The organism is Streptomyces sp. NRRL F-6676, from assembly GCF_000725625.1.
GTDB lineage: Bacteria > Actinomycetota > Actinomycetes > Streptomycetales > Streptomycetaceae > Streptomyces.
Genome location: NZ_JOHS01000006.1, coordinates 84,419 through 101,887, shown reverse-complemented (window position 1 = coordinate 101,887; position 17,469 = coordinate 84,419). Strand labels below are relative to the sequence as shown.

Sequence of the window (17,469 nt, the reverse complement as noted above, 5' to 3'; positions counted from 1 at the left end):
CCTGGGGGCGAAAGTGGGGCGCCTCACACGGGACGCCCCCGTGCGCGGGCATGCGAAAGGGCCGGTCGACGTAAGCCGACCGGCCCTTCGGCAGAAGCGTGGTGGAGAAGGGCGGTTCCGCTCAGAGCTCCCTGCGGAAACCCTCCGCGGCCTTCAGGAAGATGTCGTTGGCCTCCGTCTCCCCGATGGTGATCCGGACGCCGTCGGGCGTGTAGGGCCGGACGACGACCCCCGCCCGCTCGCACGCCGCCGCGAACTCCGCCGTGCGCTCCCCCAGCCGCAGCCAGACAAAGTTGGCCTGCGTCTCCGGCACCGTCCAGCCCTGGCCACGCAGCGCCTCGACCACCCGGTTCCGCTCACAGACCAGCGAGCCGACCCGGCCGAGCAGCTCGTCCTCGGCGTTCAGCGAGGCGATCGCCGCGTCCTGGGCGAGCTGGCTCACCCCGAACGGCACCGCCGTCTTGCGCAGCGCCGCCGCCACCGGCTCGTGGCCGATGGCGAAACCGACCCGCAGCCCCGCGAGCCCGTACGCCTTGGAGAAGGTCCGCAGCACACACACGTTCGGCCGCTCGCGGTACAGCTCGACGCCGTCCGGCACCTCCGGGTCGCGGATGAACTCGCGGTAGGCCTCGTCCAGCACCACCAGGACGTCGTCCGGCACCCGGTCGAGGAACACCTCCAGCTCCGCGCGGCGCACCACCGTGCCCGTCGGGTTGTTGGGGTTGCAGACGAAGATCAGCCGCGTGCGGTCGGTGACCGCCCGGGCCATCGCGTCCAGGTCGTGCACATCGCCCGGCGTCAGCGGCACCTCCACCGGCGTCGCCCCGCTGATCCGCGTGATGATCGGGTACGCCTCGAAGGACCGCCAGGCGTAGATCACCTCGTCGCCCGGACCGCTGGTGGACTGCAACAGCTGCTGGGCGACACCGACCGAGCCCGTGCCCGTGGCGATGTGGGAGACCGGGACGCCGAAGCGCTCGGCCAGCTCCTGGTTGAGCGCGGTGCAGGCCATGTCCGGATAGCGGTTGAAGGACGCGGCCGCCGCCGTGACCGTCTCCATGACGCCCGGCAGCGGGGGGTACGGGTTCTCGTTGGAGGACAGTTTGTAGGCGACGGGGCCGCCGGCCGCCGCGGGCCTGCCCGGCACATAGGCGGGGATACCCTCCAGCTCGGCACGCAGCCTCGGGCTCGTCTCGCTCACCGCAGTCCTCCTCACGCACACCACCGGACTGGGGTGCCTCCCCCGTACCGGTGTCCAATGCTTCTCACCTTATGAGGATTCGGCTCCGGTGCGAATGGCCTGTGGACAACGTGGGCCCCCGGCGGGCCGCCGGTGCGTCCGCGGGGCGGGCGGCGACCGGGGACGGGCACGGAGACCGCCCTCGTACGAAAGCGTATGAAGGCGCACGAATCGGGGGGCGCGCCGGTCCCCTACGCACGCGCCGGTGGCGCACCCCGTGGCGCGCATCACCCGTGAAGGTGAGTTGAGACCTCTTCGAAACATGGCCCCCTTGGCAGGCCCATGCGTGCCGACAAGCCAGGTACTGGCATTGGATCGTTCAACTACCTTGCATTCCCAGGCAGTTGGGGGCTGTACACCTTGCAGAAACGTGCCTGTCAACGGGTGCATATGCGTCCGCACTACCCCACCGCATGAGCCCTACTATCGGCTCGCCATGACAGCAGCAGGGAAGCACCAGGTGAGCCGGGCGGAGGCCGCACGGCGGGGCGGACGACCGGGCCGGGCAGGCATCCGAGACGTCGCCGCCGCCGCCGGGGTCTCCATCACGACCGTCTCCGACGCCCTCAACGGAAAAGGCAGACTCCCGGACGCCACCCGGCGGCATGTCCGCGAGGTCGCCGACCGGCTCGGCTACCGCCCGTCGGCCGCCGCCCGGACCCTGAGAACCGGCAAGTCCGGGCTCATCGGCCTGACCGTGACCACATACGGGGATGAACCTTTCACCTTCACGGAGTTCGCGTACTTCGCGGAGATGGCCCGGGCCGCCACCTCGGCCGCGCTCGCCCGCGGCTACGCCCTGGTGATCCTCCCCGCGACCTCGCGCCACGACGTGTGGTCGAACGTCGCCCTGGACGGCACGGTCGTCATCGACCCCTCCGACCAGGACCCGGTCGTCAGCGAGCTGGTCCGGCAGGGCTTACCGGTGGTCTCCGACGGCCGCCCGGCGGGCGCGCTGCCGGTCACCGCCTGGGTCGACAACGATCACGAGGCCGCCGTCCTGGACATCCTCGACCATCTCGCCGACGCCGGTGCCCGCCGCATCGGCCTGCTCACCGGCACGACCACGGACACGTACACCCGGCTGTCCACCACCGCCTATCTGCGCTGGTGCGAGCGGGTCGGCCAGGACCCGGTCTACGAGGCCTACCCCGCCCACGACCCGTGCGCCGGCGCCGTCGCCGCCGACCGGCTGCTCGCCCGGCCCGACCGCCCCGACGCCGTCTACGGCCTGTTCGACCCCAACGGCACCGATCTGCTGGCCGCCGCCCGGCGCTACGGGCTCCGCGTCCCCGACGACCTGCTGCTCGTCTGTTGCAGCGAGTCCACGGTCTATGCCAACACCGAGCCGCCGATCACCACCCTCTCCCTCAAGCCGCGCCGGATCGGCACGGCGGTGGTGCAGCTGCTCATCGACGCCATCGAAGGGGTGGAGTCGCAGCAGCCGGTGGAGCAGGTGATACCGACCGAGCTGATCATCCGCACCTCGTCCCGGCGCCGTCCGCCGCGCACCACCGTCAGCCCGCCGCGCACGCCGGAGAGCTGACACCTGCCGTCACCTCGTCGGGCGGACTCCGCCCCCGCGCGGCCACGAACCGCTCCCGGGGCGGCTCCGGCGCCGCGGCGCGAACCGTGCCGGGCGAACCGACGGCCGCGTGGCCGTCGCGAAGCGGCGAACCGTTCGACGAGCCGTGGGGCGGTGAACCCTTCGACAAGCCGTGGGGCGGCGGACCGTTCGACGAGGGCGGTGCCACAGTGCCGCCCGGGTGACGCACACGTGTCCCCGGCCGGCCCGGCGGGCGCCCCTCCGGTCACTCCCGCCCCGGGAAAGCCCTGCCCAAAAGGGGCGAAAGCCGCGACGGACCACCCGCTTCCCCGATTCACCACCCCTGGGTCGTCACATGGCACGATCCGCATTCCTATGATGGGCCCACACACCGCGGGCCGCTGCGACCAGGCAGTCCGATGCGGTGCAGCTGCGGCGCGATGGTGGAGGGGTCGATGACTCAGGGGGCCGGTCAGGGACCCGAGGCGGAGCAGGCGGCGACGGTGCGCGACTTCCGGGTACCCGCGTACGTGCAGGAGACCGGCCCGTACGCCCACGACGGCCACCTCGGGGAGGGCTCCGTTCCCCCCGAGGCGCCCGAGGAACACCCCGGCCGGGCCACTCCCTATCCCGAGGGCTTTCCGGAGGGGTACACGCCCACCGAGCGCGACCTGCCGGTGATCAACCGCGGCGACACCGTCCGGGTCGTCGTGGAACCGGCGCCCGCCCCGGCGGCGCAGCCCGCCGCCACCGGTGAGGGCCCCGGCCCGCTGTACGTCGTCGGCGACGTCCACGGCTATCTCGACGAGCTGGTGGCCGCGCTCCAGGAGCAGGGCCTCCTCGACGCCGCCGGCCAGTGGTGCGCCGGCACCGCCCGGCTGTGGTTCCTGGGCGACTTCACCGACCGCGGCCCCGACGGCATCGGCGTCATCGACCTGGTGATGCGGCTGTCCGCCGAGGCGGCCGCGGCCGGCGGCTACTGCAAGGCGCTCATGGGCAACCACGAGCTGCTGCTGCTCGGCGCCAAGCGGTTCGGCGACACCCCCGTCAACTCGGGCGCCGGCACCGCCACCTTCCAGGCGGCCTGGCTGCTCAACGGCGGCCAGAAGACCGACATGGACCGTCTCCAGGACCACCACCTTCAGTGGATGGCCCGCCTCGACGCCATGGAGTCCGCCGACGGCCACCTGCTGGTGCACTCGGACACGACCTCCTACCTCGACTACGGCCGCTCCATCGAAGAGGTCAACGACACCGTCCGCGAGACGCTCACCCGCAACGACGCGGACGAGGTCTGGGACCTCTTCCGCAAGTTCACCAAGCGGTTCTCCTTCCGCGACGAGGGCGGCGCCGACGCCGTCCGCTCCCTGCTGGACGTCTACGGCGGCACCCGCATCGTGCACGGCCACAGCCCGATCCCCTACCTCCTGGGCGAGGTCGGCTCGGAGGAGGGCGAGGAGGCCGGACCGCCCGTGGTCGAGGGACCGCACCTGTACGCCGACGGGCTCGCCCTCGCCATGGACGGCGGGGTGACCATGGCCGGAAAGCTGCTGGTCCAGCAACTGCCGCTGGTGCGCTGACCGTTCACCACCCCCTCGCCCGCCGCCGGTGACCGCCCCGGGCGAGGGGCAATTTCCGGAAACCCCCTGTCTCCGCGTGCCGTCGCGGCTCTACCATCGGCTTATCCGTAGCAGGCTCCCCTCCGTTTCTGCCCGACGGCTCGTCAGCATGCCGAGCCCCAAGCCCTACGGAGCATCGGGGGATGCACATGAACAGCGTTCCGCAGCACCTGCACAGCGAGGACCGCCAGGAGTACGAGCGGATCCTCGACGAGGCGCTGCGCTCCGCCGCACACCGCCCGGAACTGGCCGCCCTCGTGCAGCGGCTCAACCCCGAACAACTGCGCACCATGGCGCTCAGCGCCACCGTGTTCATCACCACCGCCGCCGCGGCCGAATACCACCACTACGTGAAGGTCCGCGAGGAACTGCGCCGCCCGGCCCCGTCCGCCCCGCCGCTGCGGGACGCCCCCGCCACGGAGACGGACGTGGGCGGGCTGGGACTGGCCGCCGCCGTCGGCGAGGCCGCCGCCGGGGCCGGGGCCGGCGCGGTCGTCACCGTCCTCGCCCCCGTGCTGGCCGGGACCGCGGCGGCGATCTTCCTGCTCGTGGGGTACGTCATGAAGATGCTCAACCCCGAGCCGGCCTTCGCCCGGACCCTGCTGACCACCGGCTGGGTGTTCGGCGCGATCACCGCGGTGGCGATCCTGGTCGCCGCGGTCGGCCTGCTGCTCACCGCCCTGCGCAACAACGCCACCGCCCAGCGCGGCGGCGCCGAGGGGGACCGGTACGAGGAGATGCTGCGGGCCAGGAAGGCGTGGCACGAGGCGCTGCTGGAGCGCGGCATCCTGCCGTTCCTCCGCGACGCCCTGGCCGACCCCGACCGGGCCGCGCTGGACGGCCCCGTGCCCTCGGCCCCGCAGAGCCGCATCCCGCACCTGGGCTACGACCGCCCGGGCTTCAGCAGCCCCGAGGACGGCACCCCCTCGGCCCGCCCCCGCTACTCCAGCCCCGACTTCTCCAGCCCGGACTTCGGCGGCCCGGAACACCGGCCGGAGTGAGCGGGCGGAGTGAGCGGGGGGAGCGGTTCCGGCACCCGGCCGGAGCCGGCCCCGACGCGAAACGGCACGTCGAACCGGCAACCGTCTGCCGTCTGCCGTCCGCCGTCTGCCGTCCGCCGACACGCTGAACGGCGGCGGTGTTCCCCGGCCGGCTGCTCCGGGGAGCACCGCCGTCACCGCGGTCAGTCGGCTATCGGCAGGTACACCCGGTTGCCCGCCTCCGCGAACTCCTTCGACTTCTGAGCCATGCCTTCCTCCACCTCGGTCCGTGTGGTGCCGTGCTCCCGGCGGATGTCCTGGGAGATCTTCATCGAGCAGAATTTCGGGCCGCACATCGAGCAGAAGTGGGCCGTCTTGGCCGGTTCGGCCGGCAGGGTCTCGTCGTGGAACTCGCGGGCCGTTTCCGGGTCGAGGGCCAGGTTGAACTGGTCCTCCCAGCGGAACTCGAAACGTGCGTCGGACAGCGCGTCGTCCCATTCCTGCGCACCGGGGTGCCCCTTGGCGAGGTCGGCTGCGTGCGCGGCGATCTTGTAGGTGATGACGCCGGTCTTGACGTCGTCACGGTTGGGCAGGCCCAGGTGTTCCTTGGGCGTGACGTAGCAGAGCATGGCCGTGCCCCACCAGGCGATCATCGCGGCACCGATGCCGGAGGTGATGTGGTCGTACGCCGGAGCGACGTCCGTCGTCAGCGGGCCGAGCGTATAGAACGGAGCTTCATCGCAGATCTCCTGCTGAAGGTCGATGTTCTCCTTGATCTTGTGCATCGGGACGTGTCCCGGGCCCTCGATCATGGTCTGTACGTGAAAACGCTTGGCGATCGTGTTGAGTTCCCCGAGCGTGCGCAGTTCCGCGAACTGCGCCTCGTCGTTGGCGTCCGCGATCGAGCCGGGCCGCAGGCCGTCGCCGAGGGAGTACGTCACGTCGTACGCGGCGAGGATCTCGCAGAGCTCCTCGAAGTGCTCGTAGAGGAACGACTCCTTGTGGTGGGCCAGGCACCAGGCGGCCATGATGGAGCCGCCGCGCGAGACGATGCCGGTCTTGCGGTTCGCGGTGAGCGGCACGTAGGCGAGGCGCACGCCGGCGTGCACGGTCATATAGTCCACGCCCTGCTCGGCCTGTTCCACGACCGTGTCCTTGTAGATCTCCCAGGTCAGCTCCTCCGCCCTGCCGTCGACCTTCTCGAGGGCCTGGTAGAGGGGGACCGTGCCGATCGGCACGGGGGAGTTGCGCAGCACCCACTCGCGGGTGGTGTGGATGTTGCGTCCGGTGGACAGGTCCATGACCGTGTCGGCGCCCCAGCGGGTCGCCCAGGTCATCTTCTCGACCTCCTCCTCGATGGAGGACGTGACGGCGGAGTTGCCGATGTTGGCGTTGACCTTCACCAGGAAGCGCTTGCCGATGATCATCGGCTCGATCTCCGGGTGGTTGACGTTCGCGGGCAGCACCGCGCGCCCCGCCGCGATCTCCTCCCGCACGACCTCAGGAGAAACGTTCTCCCGTAGCGCCACGAACTCCATCTCCGGGGTGATCTCCCCCCGTCGCGCATAGGCGAGTTGGGTCACCGGCGTCCCGTCGCGGCCACGCAGCGGCCGACGGGGCCGTCCGGGGAAGACCGCGTCCAGGTTGCGCAGCCCCCCGCGTGGCGAGGTGTGCTTGATGCCGTCGTCCTCGGGCCGGACCGGCCGGCCCGCGTACTCCTCGGTGTCCCCCCGGGCGACGATCCAGGTCTCCCGCAGCGGCGCGAGCCCCCTGCGGACATCGGTCCGGACGGTGGGGTCGGTGTACGGGCCCGAGGTGTCGTACAGCGTGACCGACTCCCCGTTGGTGAGATGCACCTGACGGACCGGCACCCGCAGATCGGGGCGCGAGCCCTCGACGTACGCCTTGTGCCAGCCGAGGGACGTCCCGGCCTCCTCGGCGCCGGACTTCCCTCCGGAGTTCCCGTTGAGGTTCCCCCCGGGGGAGCCGCTGGAGTCCTCACTGGCGTTCTGTGCGGAGGCAGGCGTGCGTGTGTCCTTGATGGTCATGAGACCTACTCCCTACGCCGGCATTACCCGGTAACAGGTTCAGCGGTCGACGCAGCGGTGTCCGCCGGCGATGTTCCACGTGAAACATCGCCTCTGCGGAGGTCAGCGCCCTCTCAGCCCGGTGCTCCGAGCTCCCGCGTGTACAAAGGTGGTTTCACGCTAACGCCTTGGTGGCCGCGCTGAACAGTGGGCCCCCTCCCGTTCTCGCGCTGACGTGTCCCCGTTCTTGCGATGATGCGTCGGTGACCACGCCCCAGCAGCACCCTCCGCCTCAGCACCCCCCGCACGAGCACCCTCCCCCTCAACCAGCCGGTCCCCATGGCGGCGGCGGCCACAGCCACAGCCACGGCCCGGCGGCACCCGTCTCGCGGCATCTACGTAAGGTCATCGCCGCCGTTCTCGTGCCGTTCGCCGCCGCGGTGGTCGTGGGGCTGGTGGTCCTCTGGCCCGGCGGGGTGCCGTCGCACGAGCGCACGGGCGTCGGCTTCGACCGCCAGACGCAGCAGGCCACGGTCACCAAGGTGGTCAAGGTCGACTGCGCCTCCGTGGGCGCCGGGGGCGGTACGGGCACGGGCGGCACGGCCACGGCCGGTTCCTCCGCCGGAGGCACCTCGGCCGCCGGCTCCGCCGCACAGGGCTCCGGCACGGGGGACGCCGGCACCTGCAAGAAGGCCACGATCCGCGTCGACACCGGCAAGGACAAGGGGCGCACCTTCACCGAGATCGTGCAGCCGGACCAGTCACGCCAACTGGACCAGGGCGAGAAGGTCGTGGTCTCCTACGAGCCCTCCGCGCCGAAGAACCTTCAGTACTCGGTCACCGACGTGAACCGCACGCTGCCCATGGCGCTGCTCGCGGGCATCTTCGCCGTCGCCGTGGTGGTCGTGGGCCGGATGCGGGGGCTGGCCGCCCTGATCGCGCTGGCCGTCAGCTTCGTGCTGCTGTCGTTCTTCATCCTGCCGGCGATCCTCCAGGGCTCGAACCCGCTGGCGGTGGCGGTGGTCGGGTCGAGCGCCATCATGCTGATCGCCCTGTACATGTGTCACGGTCTCTCGGCCCGGACCTCCGTCGCAGTGATCGGCACGCTGATCTCGCTGGGGCTGATCGGCGTGCTCGGCTCGCTGTTCATCGGCTGGGCCGCACTGACCGGGAACACCGACGACAGCACCGGGCTGATCCACGGGCTCTATCCGGACATCGACATGAGCGGTCTGCTGCTGGCCGGCGTCATCATCGGTTCGCTCGGTGTGCTGGACGACGTGACGGTGACGCAGACGTCCGCGGTCTGGGAACTGCACGAGGCGAACCCCTCCATGAGCCGGCGTGGGCTGTACCGCGCGGGCATAAGGATCGGCCGCGACCACATCGCCTCGGTCGTCAACACCCTGGTGCTGGCCTACGCGGGCGCCGCGTTGCCGTTGCTGCTGCTGTTCTCCGTCGCGCGGAGCGGGGTGGGAACGGTCGCCACCAGTGAGCTGGTCGCCGAGGAGATCGTGCGCACGCTGGTCGGCTCCATCGGCCTGGTCGCCTCGGTGCCGGTGACCACCGCCCTGGCCGCGCTGGTGGTCTCCGCGGACCGCCCGGGCGGGCCGGACCGGGCGACAGCACCGCACGGCGGTGAGCCGCCGGTGGCCGCCCGGAGCGCCGGAGCGACGGCGGTGGCGCCACCGGCGCGCGGCGGACGGGGCCGTCGCCGCAAGCGCTGAGATGTGCGAACACGGGCGTGCGGGCGGGCTGCTGAAGCGTTCCTCCGCCGTCCGGACCGTCCGTGCGACCGGCGTCGTTCACCCCGCGCTCTGCTCCTCGGCGAGGATTCGGTCCAGCGCCTCGTCGAGCAGGGCGTCGAAGTCCGCGAGGGAACGCTCCTGTCCGAGGGGGACAAGCTTGTCCGTGCGGTCGAGGAAGGCCACGAGCGGTGCCGCGCCGGACCGGAACAGCGCCCGGTCGGGGCCGACCTGAAGCCTGATCAGCACCTCGCCGATCGCGTGGGGGTCGGCGGGTGCGATGTGCACGTCCCCGTCGCCGCACGGCCTCCCCACCCCGTCGATCAGCAGCTCCCGCCCGAACGCCCAGGTGACGGGCGCGTCCCCGGGGAGGTGGAAGGTCAGCCGGACGGCGAAGGGATCGCAGGTGTCGTAGCGCAGCTCCACGGGGATCCGGAAGGAGAGCTCCTCCGAGACCAGAAAACTCATCATGACCTCCGCCTGCACCACGGACTCGCTCATCGCCTACCCCGTCAGTTGCCGTCGACTGGCCAGGAATCACCTGACACTGCCAGAAATCTTGCAGACAGTACACAGGAGATCACAAGGAGTGAGTTTTCAGATACTGATAGAGGGGGCGAGCGTGCCGAGCAGCCGGCCCAGCTCGCTCTGTAGCCGGCGCACGGCGGGCAGCAGGCGGTCGGCCTGGTGGCAGGGGAGCGAGACGGCCACGGTCGCCGCCGTGGTCCCGGCGGTGAGCGGAAGGGCGGCGCAGGCCGTGCCGAGCGCGTACTCCTGCCGTTCGAAGACCGGTTCCATGCGGCCGACCCGCTCCAGGCGCCGCAGCAGGGTGCGCGCGTCGGGGACGGTGTACGGGGTGAGCGCCCGTACGGGGTGGCGGTCGAGGTGGTCGCGGCGGGTGGCGTCGTCCAGCTGGGAGAGCAGGCACTGGCCGATCGCGTGGGCGTGCCCGGTCTCCCGGAAGTCCGCCCATTCCGCGACCGCCGGGTTCCCCCGGGTGTCCGCGACCGAGACGATCTCGATCTCGCCGGCGCGGTAGACGGCGTAGTAGACCGGGACGCCGAGCATGTCGCGCCAGTGCGCGAGCGCGTCCGCCACCGTGCTGCGACGTTTCTGCTCCGCTCCGCTGCTGCTCAGTCGCTCGGCGGCGTCCCCGAGGAAGAACAGCCCCTTGTCGCGGCGGAGATAGCCCTCGTGGGTCAGTGTGCGCAGCAGGTGGTACGTCGTGGGCAGGGCCAGCTGGGCCTCGCGGGCGAGCTGCTTGGCGGTGGCGCCGTACTCACGGGCGGCGACGCACTCCAGCAGGCGCATCGCCCGCTGCACGGAGCCGATCAGGGTGGTCGGGTGCGACTCCCGCAGCGGCGGCGTCCGCTGGACGGGTGGGGCGTGGATGTCTACGGGTACGGGTACCGAACCGACCGTGGCCAAGGGGCACTCCCGGAGCGCGAGGAGGGGCCGCCCGTGCGGGGAGACACGGGAGGGGTGTGCGCCGCCCGCAGGGGCGGATCGGCCCCGTGCGGAGTTCCGGACTCTAATCGCCCGTCACCGCTCACAGCCGCCGCTGCCGGGAAACTTCCCTCGCGCGAGGGAACCTCGCGTTCCTGTTGCTCGCCCGGCCCTACCAGTCGCCGCGCGAGGAGGAGCCCGCCATGAACTTCCGCACGATGTAGATCAGTCCACCGACCAGCGCCACGAAGAGCAGCACCTTGAACAGCAGCCCGATGAGGAATCCGAGCACGCTGGCTATCAGGCCGCCGAACACGACCAGGGCGATGACCGGCACCGCGATCCACTTCACCCACCACGGCAAACCCGTGAAGATCTCTCGCATCGCCCTGTCCTCACCTCTCCGCCCGGCGCACCCGCTCTCCCGTTCTCGGGACGTGTCGCACAGGTCCTGCTGTGTCCTGCCTTCGATGCTAGGGCCGCGGCGGTGCCGAACGGAGGCCGCGCACCCCTTGTCCTCCCCTGATCCATCCCCTAGGGAACCCCGAGAGCGGACCTCAGCTCTCGGGGGGAGAGAACATCACCAGCACCCTGAGATCCTCGGTGATGTGATGGAACTTGTGGGCGACGCCCGCGGGCACGTAGACGACGCTGCCGCGGGCCACCTGGGTCGTCTCCAGACCCACGGTGATCGACGCCCGTCCGCTGGCGACGTAGTACACCTCGTCCTGCTGGTGCGGCTGCTGGGGATCGGTCGCTCCCGCGTCCAGCGCGTACAGGCCGACCGACATGTTGCGCTCCCGCAGGAACTGGAGGTAGGCCCCGTCGTTGGCGGCGCGCTCCGCCTCGAGTTCGTCCAGTCGGAATGCCTTCATCGTCTCTGTCCGCTCCCGTCCGCCGGCACCGCGGTCCCCGTGGCGCCCGCCCGTTGATCTCTTCCACCGCGATCGGAGACGATCAGACCCATGAAGAATTTCGTAGTCAAGACGATCGCCAACGCGGGCGCCCTGGCGGTCGCCGTCTGGCTGCTCGACAAGATCACCCTGACCGGTGACAGTACCGGCAAGGAGGCCGGCACCCTCATCCTGGTCGCCCTGGTGTTCGGTGTGGTGAACGTTCTGGTCAAACCGGTCGTGCAGGTGCTGACCTTCCCGCTGTTCATCCTGACGCTCGGCCTGTTCACCCTGGTGATCAACGCGCTGATGCTGCTGCTCACCTCGTGGCTGGCCGGGAAGCTCGACCTGAGCTTCCACGTCGAGGGCTTCTGGACGGCCGTCCTCGGCGGGCTGATCGTCTCGGTCGTCGCCTGGGCGCTGCACGTCGTCCTCCCCGACGAGGACTGACGGACACCGACGAGGACCCACGAGAACCGGCGGGGATCATCGGGGACCGACGGGGATCACGGGGGGGCCGACGGGGATCACGGGGGGCCGACGAGGCCGCCGGGAACCGGCGAAGGCGTGGCCCGGGGCAGCCGGCAGGCGCGTGACCTGAGAAAATGGCGGTGGCGAGCCTCCGCTCGGTCCGGTCCGCTCGCCCCGATCACGCAGCAGACGGAGGCGGAGGCGGCATGAGCGAGCGTCATGTGGACGGCGGCGGTGGCACCGGAGAAGCCGGGAACACGGGCGGCATCGGCGGCATCGGCGGCATCGGCGACGGAACGCGCGCGGTGCGCGCGGGGCTTCCCGACCCCGTGAAGTACGAGCCGACCCTTCCCGGCCCCGTCTTCGCCGCCCACTTCCATCTGCCCGGGGAGCCGACCGGCCCGTACACCTACGGCCGGGACGAGAACCCGACCTGGACGCTGCTGGAGCGCGCCATCGGCGAGCTGGAGGCACCCGGCGACGAGAACGTGCGCACGCTCGCCTTCGCCTCGGGCATGGCGGCGATCTCCGCGGTCCTCTTCTCCCAGCTCCGGGCCGGCGACGCCGTGGTCCTGCCGGACGACGGCTACCAGGCGTTGCCCCTGGTGCGCGAGCAGCTCACCGCGTACGGCATCGAGGTACGCACCGCGCCGACCGGCGGGGACGCCCAGCTCGGCGTCCTCGACGGGGCCCGGCTGCTGTGGATCGAGACCCCGTCGAACCCGGGGCTGGACGTGTGCGACGTCCGCCGGCTGGTCGCGGCGGCGCACGCGCAGGGCACGCTGGTCGCCGTCGACAACACCCTCGCCACCCCGCTCGGGCAGCGGCCGCTCGACCTGGGCGCCGACTTCAGTGTGGCCAGCGGCACCAAGATGCTCACCGGACACGGCGATGTGCTCCTCGGCTACGTCGTGGCCCGGGACGCCGAGCTGATCGCCCCGGTCCGGCGCTGGCGCAAGATCGCCGGGGCGATCCCGGGGCCGATGGAGGCCTGGCTCGCCCACCGCTCGCTGGCCACTCTCCAGTTGCGGGCCGACCGGCAGACGGCGAGCGCGCTGACCCTCGCGCAGGCGCTGCGCGACCGCCCCGAGGTGTCCGGGCTGCGCTATCCGGGCCTGCCGGACGACCCCTCGTACGCCGTCGCCTCGCGGCAGATGCGGCGGTTCGGGAGCGTGGTGTCGTTCACGCTGGCCACGCGCGCGCGGGCCGACCGTTTCCTCGAGGCACTGCGGCTGGTCGACGACGCCACGAGCTTCGGCGGCGTGCGCTCCACGGCCGAACGGCGCGGCCGCTGGGGCGGCGACGCGGTGCCGGAGGGCTTCGTCCGCTTCTCCGTGGGCGCGGAGGACCCCGAGGACCTGGTGGCCGACGTGCTGCGGGCGCTGGAGGAGTCGGCCGGCTGAGTGCCGGGCGCGGCGCGGCGGAAGCGGGCGGTCCGAACCTCCCCCCTCGTGGCTCGGACCGCCCCGGTTCTGCGTGCGAAGAACCGTGTGACCAAGGCTAGTTGACTCTGTGTCAGTGTCCAATCACAGTAGCGACAGGTCCCTATCGACTTATTTATAGTGGGGCGCCGACGGGGGGAGGGGCGCCGCCGCCGTGCGCGGTGCCGCGCGGATGGCGCAAGGGAAGGAAGCACCATGGACTTGGCCCTGTTGCGCACGTTCGTCACGGTGCACCGGGCCGGCTCCTTCACGCGTGCCGCGGCTCTGCTCGGGCTGTCGCAGCCCGCCGTCACCTCGCAGATCCGCACCCTGGAACGGCAGCTCGGCCGTCCCCTCTTCCTGCGGCAGGCCCGGGGGGTGACCCCCACGACCATCGGCGACGAACTGGCCCACAAGGCAGCCCCGCACCTGGATGCCCTGGTGGAGATCGCCGAGACGGGACTCGACGACGAGTCCTCCTTACGCACGCTCCACCTCGTCGGTCCGCCGGAGTTCACGGCCGAGCGGGCGCTGCCCGCGCTCATGGAGCTGGCCGGGGACCGCGGCCAGGGCTTCGCGCTGCGGGCCTCCTTCGCCGACTCCGACGAGGCCTTGGAGGGGCTCGCCGCGGGACGACACGATCTGGCCATCACGACCGCCCGCCCGCGCGGGGAGCTGTTCACCGCGACCCCGCTCTGTGACGAGGAGCTCGTCCTGGTCGCGTCCCCGCGCTGGGCCGCGCACACCGCTTCCGACCGGCACCGCCTCCCTGGCGGCTTCGCCCTGGAGAACCTTCCGGTCGTCGAGGTCCACGAATCGCTGCCGTTCGTCGCCCGCTACTGGGCCGCCGTCTTCGACGCCCGCCCGGCGGCTTCCGGCGCCGTCGTCGTCCCGGATCTGCGTGCGGTGCTCGCCTGCGCCGCCCGGGGTGCGGGGCTCGCGGTGCTGCCGCGCTATCTGTGCGCGGCCGCCCTGGAGCGCGGTGAGGTCGTCACCCTGCTCGACCCCCCGGTACCGCCGCTGCGCACGTACTTCCTGACGGTGCGCACCGGCACGCTGGCGATGGCGCACCTCGCCCGGGCTCACGAATGGCTGTTGCGCAAAGCCGCGGGCTGGTGCTGACCGGCCCCTCGGATGTTTCACGTGAAACACCCGGCGGGTTCACGCGGAACGCCCCGCATGTTTCACGTGGAACCAGCTGGGCCACATTTCACGCATGACCGTTCGTCCCGTGGTCAAGCGCACCGCCCGCGCCGTTCTGCTCGACGGCGACGCCCTCGTCCTCATCAAGCGGACCAAGCCGGGCGTCGATCCCTACTGGATCACGCCCGGCGGCGGGGTGGAGCCGGAGGACCCCACCGTGGTCGACGCGCTCCACCGTGAGGTGCACGAGGAGCTGGGCGCCAAGATCACCGATGTGGTGCCCTGCTTCGTGGACACCGTGGAGCACATCGGCGCGGACGGCGGCGCGACCGGAGTGAAGGTGCAGCACTTCTTCGTCTGCCGACTGGAGTCGATGGACGAGAGCCTGCGCCACGGCCCCGAGATCGAGCAGCCGTGCGGCGAGTACGAGATCGTACGGGTGCCGTTCACCCGCGTCGGGATCGCCTCGGTCCACCTCGTTCCGCTGTCGCTGCGGCACTACCTCGACGGCAACATCGAGGGCGTACGGGCGATGCACGCGCCCGACCTCGGTTGAGGAGACGCCGCCGGCCACCCCCTGGTGTGGCCAAAAGTCCGGGGTCCTCGGGCAAAGCGGTGGACGGCGGGGCGGTCCGTCGGACAGCCTGACCTGCGTGCCGACACTCTCCCTCGCCGTTCTGCCCATCCGCCGCCTGACGCCCCGCGATGTCACCGTGTGCGCCGACCTGTCCGAGGACCGGGGCTGGCCCCGGGAAGAACACAAGTGGGGGCTACTGCTCGCCGCCGGACAGGGGTACGGCATCGACGACCCCGAAGGCGGTCTGGTCGGCGCCTGCGTGGTCACGGAGTACGGGCCCCACGGGCGGCCGGATCTGGGCGCGGTCGGCATGGTGCTCGTCGCCGCGCGGCACGCGCGCCAGGGCGTCGGCCGACGGCTGATGCGGCACGTGGTGGCCGGGGCGGGCACCACGCCGCTGACCCTGTACGCGACGCCGAACGGCCGCCCGCTCTACGAGGAGCTCGGCTTCAAGGTCACCGGACGGGCCGAGACGGTGCGCGGCCGCTTCCTTCCCGACGCCTCGGAGACCGGGGTGGGCACCCGGGCGGCGACCGCCGAGGACCTGGTGTCGATCCTCCGCCTCGACGCGGAGGTGTTCGGCAGCGACCGCACCCACGTGATCACCCGTCTTCCCGCCTTCTCCGACCGGATCCGAGTGGCGCACGAGGACGGCCGGCTCGTCGGTTACGCGGCCGCCTGGCCCAACATGGAGACCCATGTCGTGGGCCCGCTGATCGCCCGGGACACCCGGACCGCCAAGGCCCTGGTCTCCGCGCTCGCCGAGGGCGGGGACCGGCCGCTGCGCACCGACATCGACGTACGGCACGAGGAGCTCCTCGCCTGGCTCGAGGAGCGGGGACTGGAGACGGTCGGATCGAACGCCGTCATGACCTACGGCGTCCCCGACCTGCCCGGGGACTGGACCCGGCGGTTCGCCCCGCTGACGGTCGCGGCGGGCTGACCCGGCGCGGCCCCGGCGGGACGGCCGGGGGCGCCTCGCGGAATTCCGCTGCCCGCTCCCTCGGCCGCGGAACCCCGCGGCCGCGCGCCGTCCCGGTACCCGGGCGGTATCCGTCGGGGGGTCCGTCAGCGGCGTGCGGCGACGGCGCGGTCGGCGGGTGCGCCGCCGGTGGCCACGACGCGGGTGGTGCCTGCGGTCCCCCGGCGTTCCAAGGCCGCCGAGAGGGCCGCGACCACCAGGGCGGAGGCGGCGAGGAGCGCACCGACCCAGTTGGGCGCGGTGTAGCCGAGCCCCGCCGCGATGACCAGGCCGCCGAGCCAGGCGGACAGCGCGTTGCCGAGATTGAAGGCGCCGATGTTGACGGCCGACGCCAGGGTCGGCGCTCCGTGGGCGTGGTCGAGGACGCGCTTTTGCAGCGGCGGCACGGTCGCGAAGCCCAGGGCGCCGATCAGTACGAGGGTCGCCGCCGCGAGTGCCTTGTGGTGGGCGGTCACGGTGAACAGGGCGAGCACGAGGGCCAGGCCGCCGAGTGAGACGTACAGCAGGGGCATGAGGGCCCGGTCGGCGTAGCGGCCGCCGAGGAGGTTGCCGCCGACCATGCCGAGGCCGAACAGCACCAGCAGCCAGGTGACGGACCCGTCGGAGAAGCCGGCGACCCGCGTCATCATCGGCGCGATGTAGGTGACGGCCGCGAAGACGCCGCCGAAGCCGAGCACGGTCATCGCCATCGCGAGCAGCACCTGGACGTTCTTCAGCGCCGACAGTTCGTGGCGCAGCCGGACGCCCTCCGGCCGGGGCAGGTCGGGCACGAGCCGGGCGATGCCGAGCAGGCCGAGCACGCCCAGCGCGGCGACGAGGGCGAAGGTGACCCGCCAGCCCGCGGACTGCCCGACGAGCGTGCCGAGCGGGACGCCGACGACGTTCGCGACGGTGAGTCCGCTGAACATCATCGACAGGGCGGCGGCCTTCTTCTCGGGGGCGACCAGTTCGGCGGCGACCACCGAGCCGATGCCGAAGAAGGCGCCGTGCGCCAGGGAGGCGACCACGCGGCCCGCCAGCATCAGCCCGAACACGGGAGCGACGGCGGAGAGCAGGTTGCCCACGACGAACAGGCCCATCAGCAGCATCAGCATCCGTTTGCGGGGGATCCGCGTGCCGAGGGCCGTCATGAGCGGGGCGCCGGCCATCACGCCGAGCGCGTAGCCGGTCACCAGCAGACCGGCGGTGGGGATGGTGACGCCGAAGTCGTCGGCGACCTCGGGCAGCACGCCCATGATCACGAACTCGGTGGTGCCGATGCCGAAGGCCCCGATGGCGAGGGCCAGGAGCGCGAGGGGCATGGGGATACCTTCCAAACGATTGCGACTGCGCTTTACAAGCGGAGACAATAGTTGCAGACGCTCTATACATGCAAGCGC

The 17,469-nt window shown here is 71.7% G+C and carries 16 protein-coding genes and 1 riboswitch; of the genes, 9 read left to right on the top strand and 7 right to left on the bottom strand.

Going from position 1 to position 17,469, the window contains the following annotated elements:
* Positions 1 to 121: 121 nt before the first annotated feature.
* Complete coding sequence (gene hisC, locus IO29_RS04600) at positions 122 to 1,201, bottom strand: histidinol-phosphate transaminase (RefSeq protein ID WP_030376979.1); 1,080 nt, start codon at positions 1,199 to 1,201, stop codon at positions 122 to 124.
* Between the two features lie 475 nt (positions 1,202 to 1,676).
* On the opposite strand from hisC, the gene IO29_RS04595 reads away from it, so the two are divergent.
* The 3 genes from IO29_RS04595 to IO29_RS04585 all read left to right on the top strand — a co-directional run bounded on the left by IO29_RS04595 (position 1,677) and on the right by IO29_RS04585 (position 5,406).
* Positions 1,677 to 2,786 (top strand): LacI family DNA-binding transcriptional regulator, encoded by a 1,110-nt coding sequence (locus IO29_RS04595; RefSeq protein WP_030376978.1) that lies wholly within the window; start codon positions 1,677 to 1,679, stop codon positions 2,784 to 2,786.
* Positions 2,787 to 3,226: 440 nt separating this feature from the next.
* Positions 3,227 to 4,366: a metallophosphoesterase gene (locus IO29_RS04590; RefSeq protein ID WP_106969721.1), complete on the top strand. Its 1,140-nt coding sequence runs from the start codon at positions 3,227 to 3,229 to the stop codon at positions 4,364 to 4,366.
* Between the two features lie 182 nt (positions 4,367 to 4,548).
* Positions 4,549 to 5,406 carry a hypothetical protein gene (locus IO29_RS04585; protein ID WP_030376976.1) on the top strand — a complete coding sequence of 286 codons (858 nt, stop codon included), beginning with the start codon at positions 4,549 to 4,551 and terminating at the stop codon, positions 5,404 to 5,406.
* Between the two features lie 182 nt (positions 5,407 to 5,588).
* On the opposite strand, the gene thiC is transcribed toward IO29_RS04585, so the two are convergent.
* Entirely contained in the window at positions 5,589 to 7,433 is a 1,845-nt protein-coding gene (gene thiC, locus IO29_RS04580; protein ID WP_030376975.1) for a phosphomethylpyrimidine synthase ThiC, read from the bottom strand.
* Positions 7,426 to 7,581: riboswitch (TPP riboswitch) on the bottom strand. Its footprint overlaps the gene before it by 8 nt.
* A gap of 94 nt (positions 7,582 to 7,675) precedes the next feature.
* Between thiC and IO29_RS04575 the strand changes: the two genes are divergently transcribed.
* Positions 7,676 to 9,139 (top strand): YibE/F family protein, encoded by a 1,464-nt coding sequence (locus IO29_RS04575; RefSeq protein ID WP_030376974.1) that lies wholly within the window; start codon positions 7,676 to 7,678, stop codon positions 9,137 to 9,139.
* A gap of 78 nt (positions 9,140 to 9,217) precedes the next feature.
* Here IO29_RS04575 and IO29_RS04570 read toward each other — a convergent pair whose 3' ends face one another.
* From IO29_RS04570 to IO29_RS04555, 4 genes are all read right to left on the bottom strand, one after another.
* A complete protein-coding gene (locus IO29_RS04570; RefSeq protein ID WP_030376973.1) occupies positions 9,218 to 9,658 on the bottom strand; it encodes an SsgA family sporulation/cell division regulator in 441 nt (146 codons plus the stop codon).
* A gap of 96 nt (positions 9,659 to 9,754) precedes the next feature.
* Complete coding sequence (locus IO29_RS04565) at positions 9,755 to 10,549, bottom strand: IclR family transcriptional regulator (RefSeq protein WP_063738053.1); 795 nt, start codon at positions 10,547 to 10,549, stop codon at positions 9,755 to 9,757.
* A gap of 226 nt (positions 10,550 to 10,775) precedes the next feature.
* Positions 10,776 to 10,988: a DUF5326 family protein gene (locus IO29_RS04560; protein WP_030376971.1), complete on the bottom strand. Its 213-nt coding sequence runs from the start codon at positions 10,986 to 10,988 to the stop codon at positions 10,776 to 10,778.
* A 172-nt stretch (positions 10,989 to 11,160) separates the two neighbouring features.
* Entirely contained in the window at positions 11,161 to 11,478 is a 318-nt protein-coding gene (locus IO29_RS04555; RefSeq protein WP_030376970.1) for a cupin domain-containing protein, read from the bottom strand.
* 90 nt (positions 11,479 to 11,568) lie between these two features.
* On the opposite strand from IO29_RS04555, the gene IO29_RS04550 reads away from it, so the two are divergent.
* The 5 genes from IO29_RS04550 (at position 11,569) to IO29_RS04530 (ending at position 16,051) form a co-directional block, all read left to right on the top strand.
* Positions 11,569 to 11,946 carry a phage holin family protein gene (locus tag IO29_RS04550; RefSeq protein ID WP_030376969.1) on the top strand — a complete coding sequence of 126 codons (378 nt, stop codon included), beginning with the start codon at positions 11,569 to 11,571 and terminating at the stop codon, positions 11,944 to 11,946.
* Between the two features lie 227 nt (positions 11,947 to 12,173).
* Complete coding sequence (locus IO29_RS04545; protein WP_030376968.1) at positions 12,174 to 13,370, top strand: cystathionine gamma-lyase; 1,197 nt, start codon at positions 12,174 to 12,176, stop codon at positions 13,368 to 13,370.
* A gap of 234 nt (positions 13,371 to 13,604) precedes the next feature.
* A complete protein-coding gene (locus IO29_RS04540) occupies positions 13,605 to 14,510 on the top strand; it encodes a LysR family transcriptional regulator (RefSeq protein WP_030376967.1) in 906 nt (301 codons plus the stop codon).
* A gap of 94 nt (positions 14,511 to 14,604) precedes the next feature.
* Positions 14,605 to 15,087, top strand: a complete 483-nt coding sequence (locus tag IO29_RS04535) for an NUDIX domain-containing protein (RefSeq protein WP_030376966.1) — start codon at positions 14,605 to 14,607, stop codon at positions 15,085 to 15,087.
* Positions 15,088 to 15,184: 97 nt separating this feature from the next.
* Positions 15,185 to 16,051, top strand: coding sequence for a GNAT family N-acetyltransferase (locus IO29_RS04530; protein ID WP_030376965.1), 867 nt, complete (start codon positions 15,185 to 15,187; stop codon positions 16,049 to 16,051).
* Between the two features lie 125 nt (positions 16,052 to 16,176).
* Here IO29_RS04530 and IO29_RS04525 read toward each other — a convergent pair whose 3' ends face one another.
* Positions 16,177 to 17,391, bottom strand: a complete 1,215-nt coding sequence (locus tag IO29_RS04525; RefSeq protein WP_030376964.1) for an MFS transporter — start codon at positions 17,389 to 17,391, stop codon at positions 16,177 to 16,179.
* Between the last annotated feature and the right edge of the window lie 78 nt (positions 17,392 to 17,469).

What these genes read in the sequence shown, in the direction of transcription:
- IO29_RS04525 (WP_030376964.1), bottom strand. Translation starts at nt 17,391, where the DNA reads ATGCCCCTCGCGCTCCTGGCCCTCGCCATCGGGGCCTTCGGCATCGGC.
- IO29_RS04595 (WP_030376978.1), top strand. Translation starts at nt 1,677, where the DNA reads ATGACAGCAGCAGGGAAGCACCAGGTGAGCCGGGCGGAGGCCGCACGG.
- IO29_RS04550 (WP_030376969.1), top strand. Translation starts at nt 11,569, where the DNA reads ATGAAGAATTTCGTAGTCAAGACGATCGCCAACGCGGGCGCCCTGGCG.
- IO29_RS04585 (WP_030376976.1), top strand. Translation starts at nt 4,549, where the DNA reads ATGCACATGAACAGCGTTCCGCAGCACCTGCACAGCGAGGACCGCCAG.
- IO29_RS04570 (WP_030376973.1), bottom strand. Translation starts at nt 9,658, where the DNA reads ATGAGCGAGTCCGTGGTGCAGGCGGAGGTCATGATGAGTTTTCTGGTC.
- IO29_RS04540 (WP_030376967.1), top strand. Translation starts at nt 13,605, where the DNA reads ATGGACTTGGCCCTGTTGCGCACGTTCGTCACGGTGCACCGGGCCGGC.
- IO29_RS04590 (WP_106969721.1), top strand. Translation starts at nt 3,227, where the DNA reads ATGGTGGAGGGGTCGATGACTCAGGGGGCCGGTCAGGGACCCGAGGCG.
- IO29_RS04535 (WP_030376966.1), top strand. Translation starts at nt 14,605, where the DNA reads ATGACCGTTCGTCCCGTGGTCAAGCGCACCGCCCGCGCCGTTCTGCTC.
- thiC (WP_030376975.1), bottom strand. Translation starts at nt 7,433, where the DNA reads ATGACCATCAAGGACACACGCACGCCTGCCTCCGCACAGAACGCCAGT.
- IO29_RS04560 (WP_030376971.1), bottom strand. Translation starts at nt 10,988, where the DNA reads ATGCGAGAGATCTTCACGGGTTTGCCGTGGTGGGTGAAGTGGATCGCG.
- IO29_RS04545 (WP_030376968.1), top strand. Translation starts at nt 12,174, where the DNA reads ATGAGCGAGCGTCATGTGGACGGCGGCGGTGGCACCGGAGAAGCCGGG.
- IO29_RS04555 (WP_030376970.1), bottom strand. Translation starts at nt 11,478, where the DNA reads ATGAAGGCATTCCGACTGGACGAACTCGAGGCGGAGCGCGCCGCCAAC.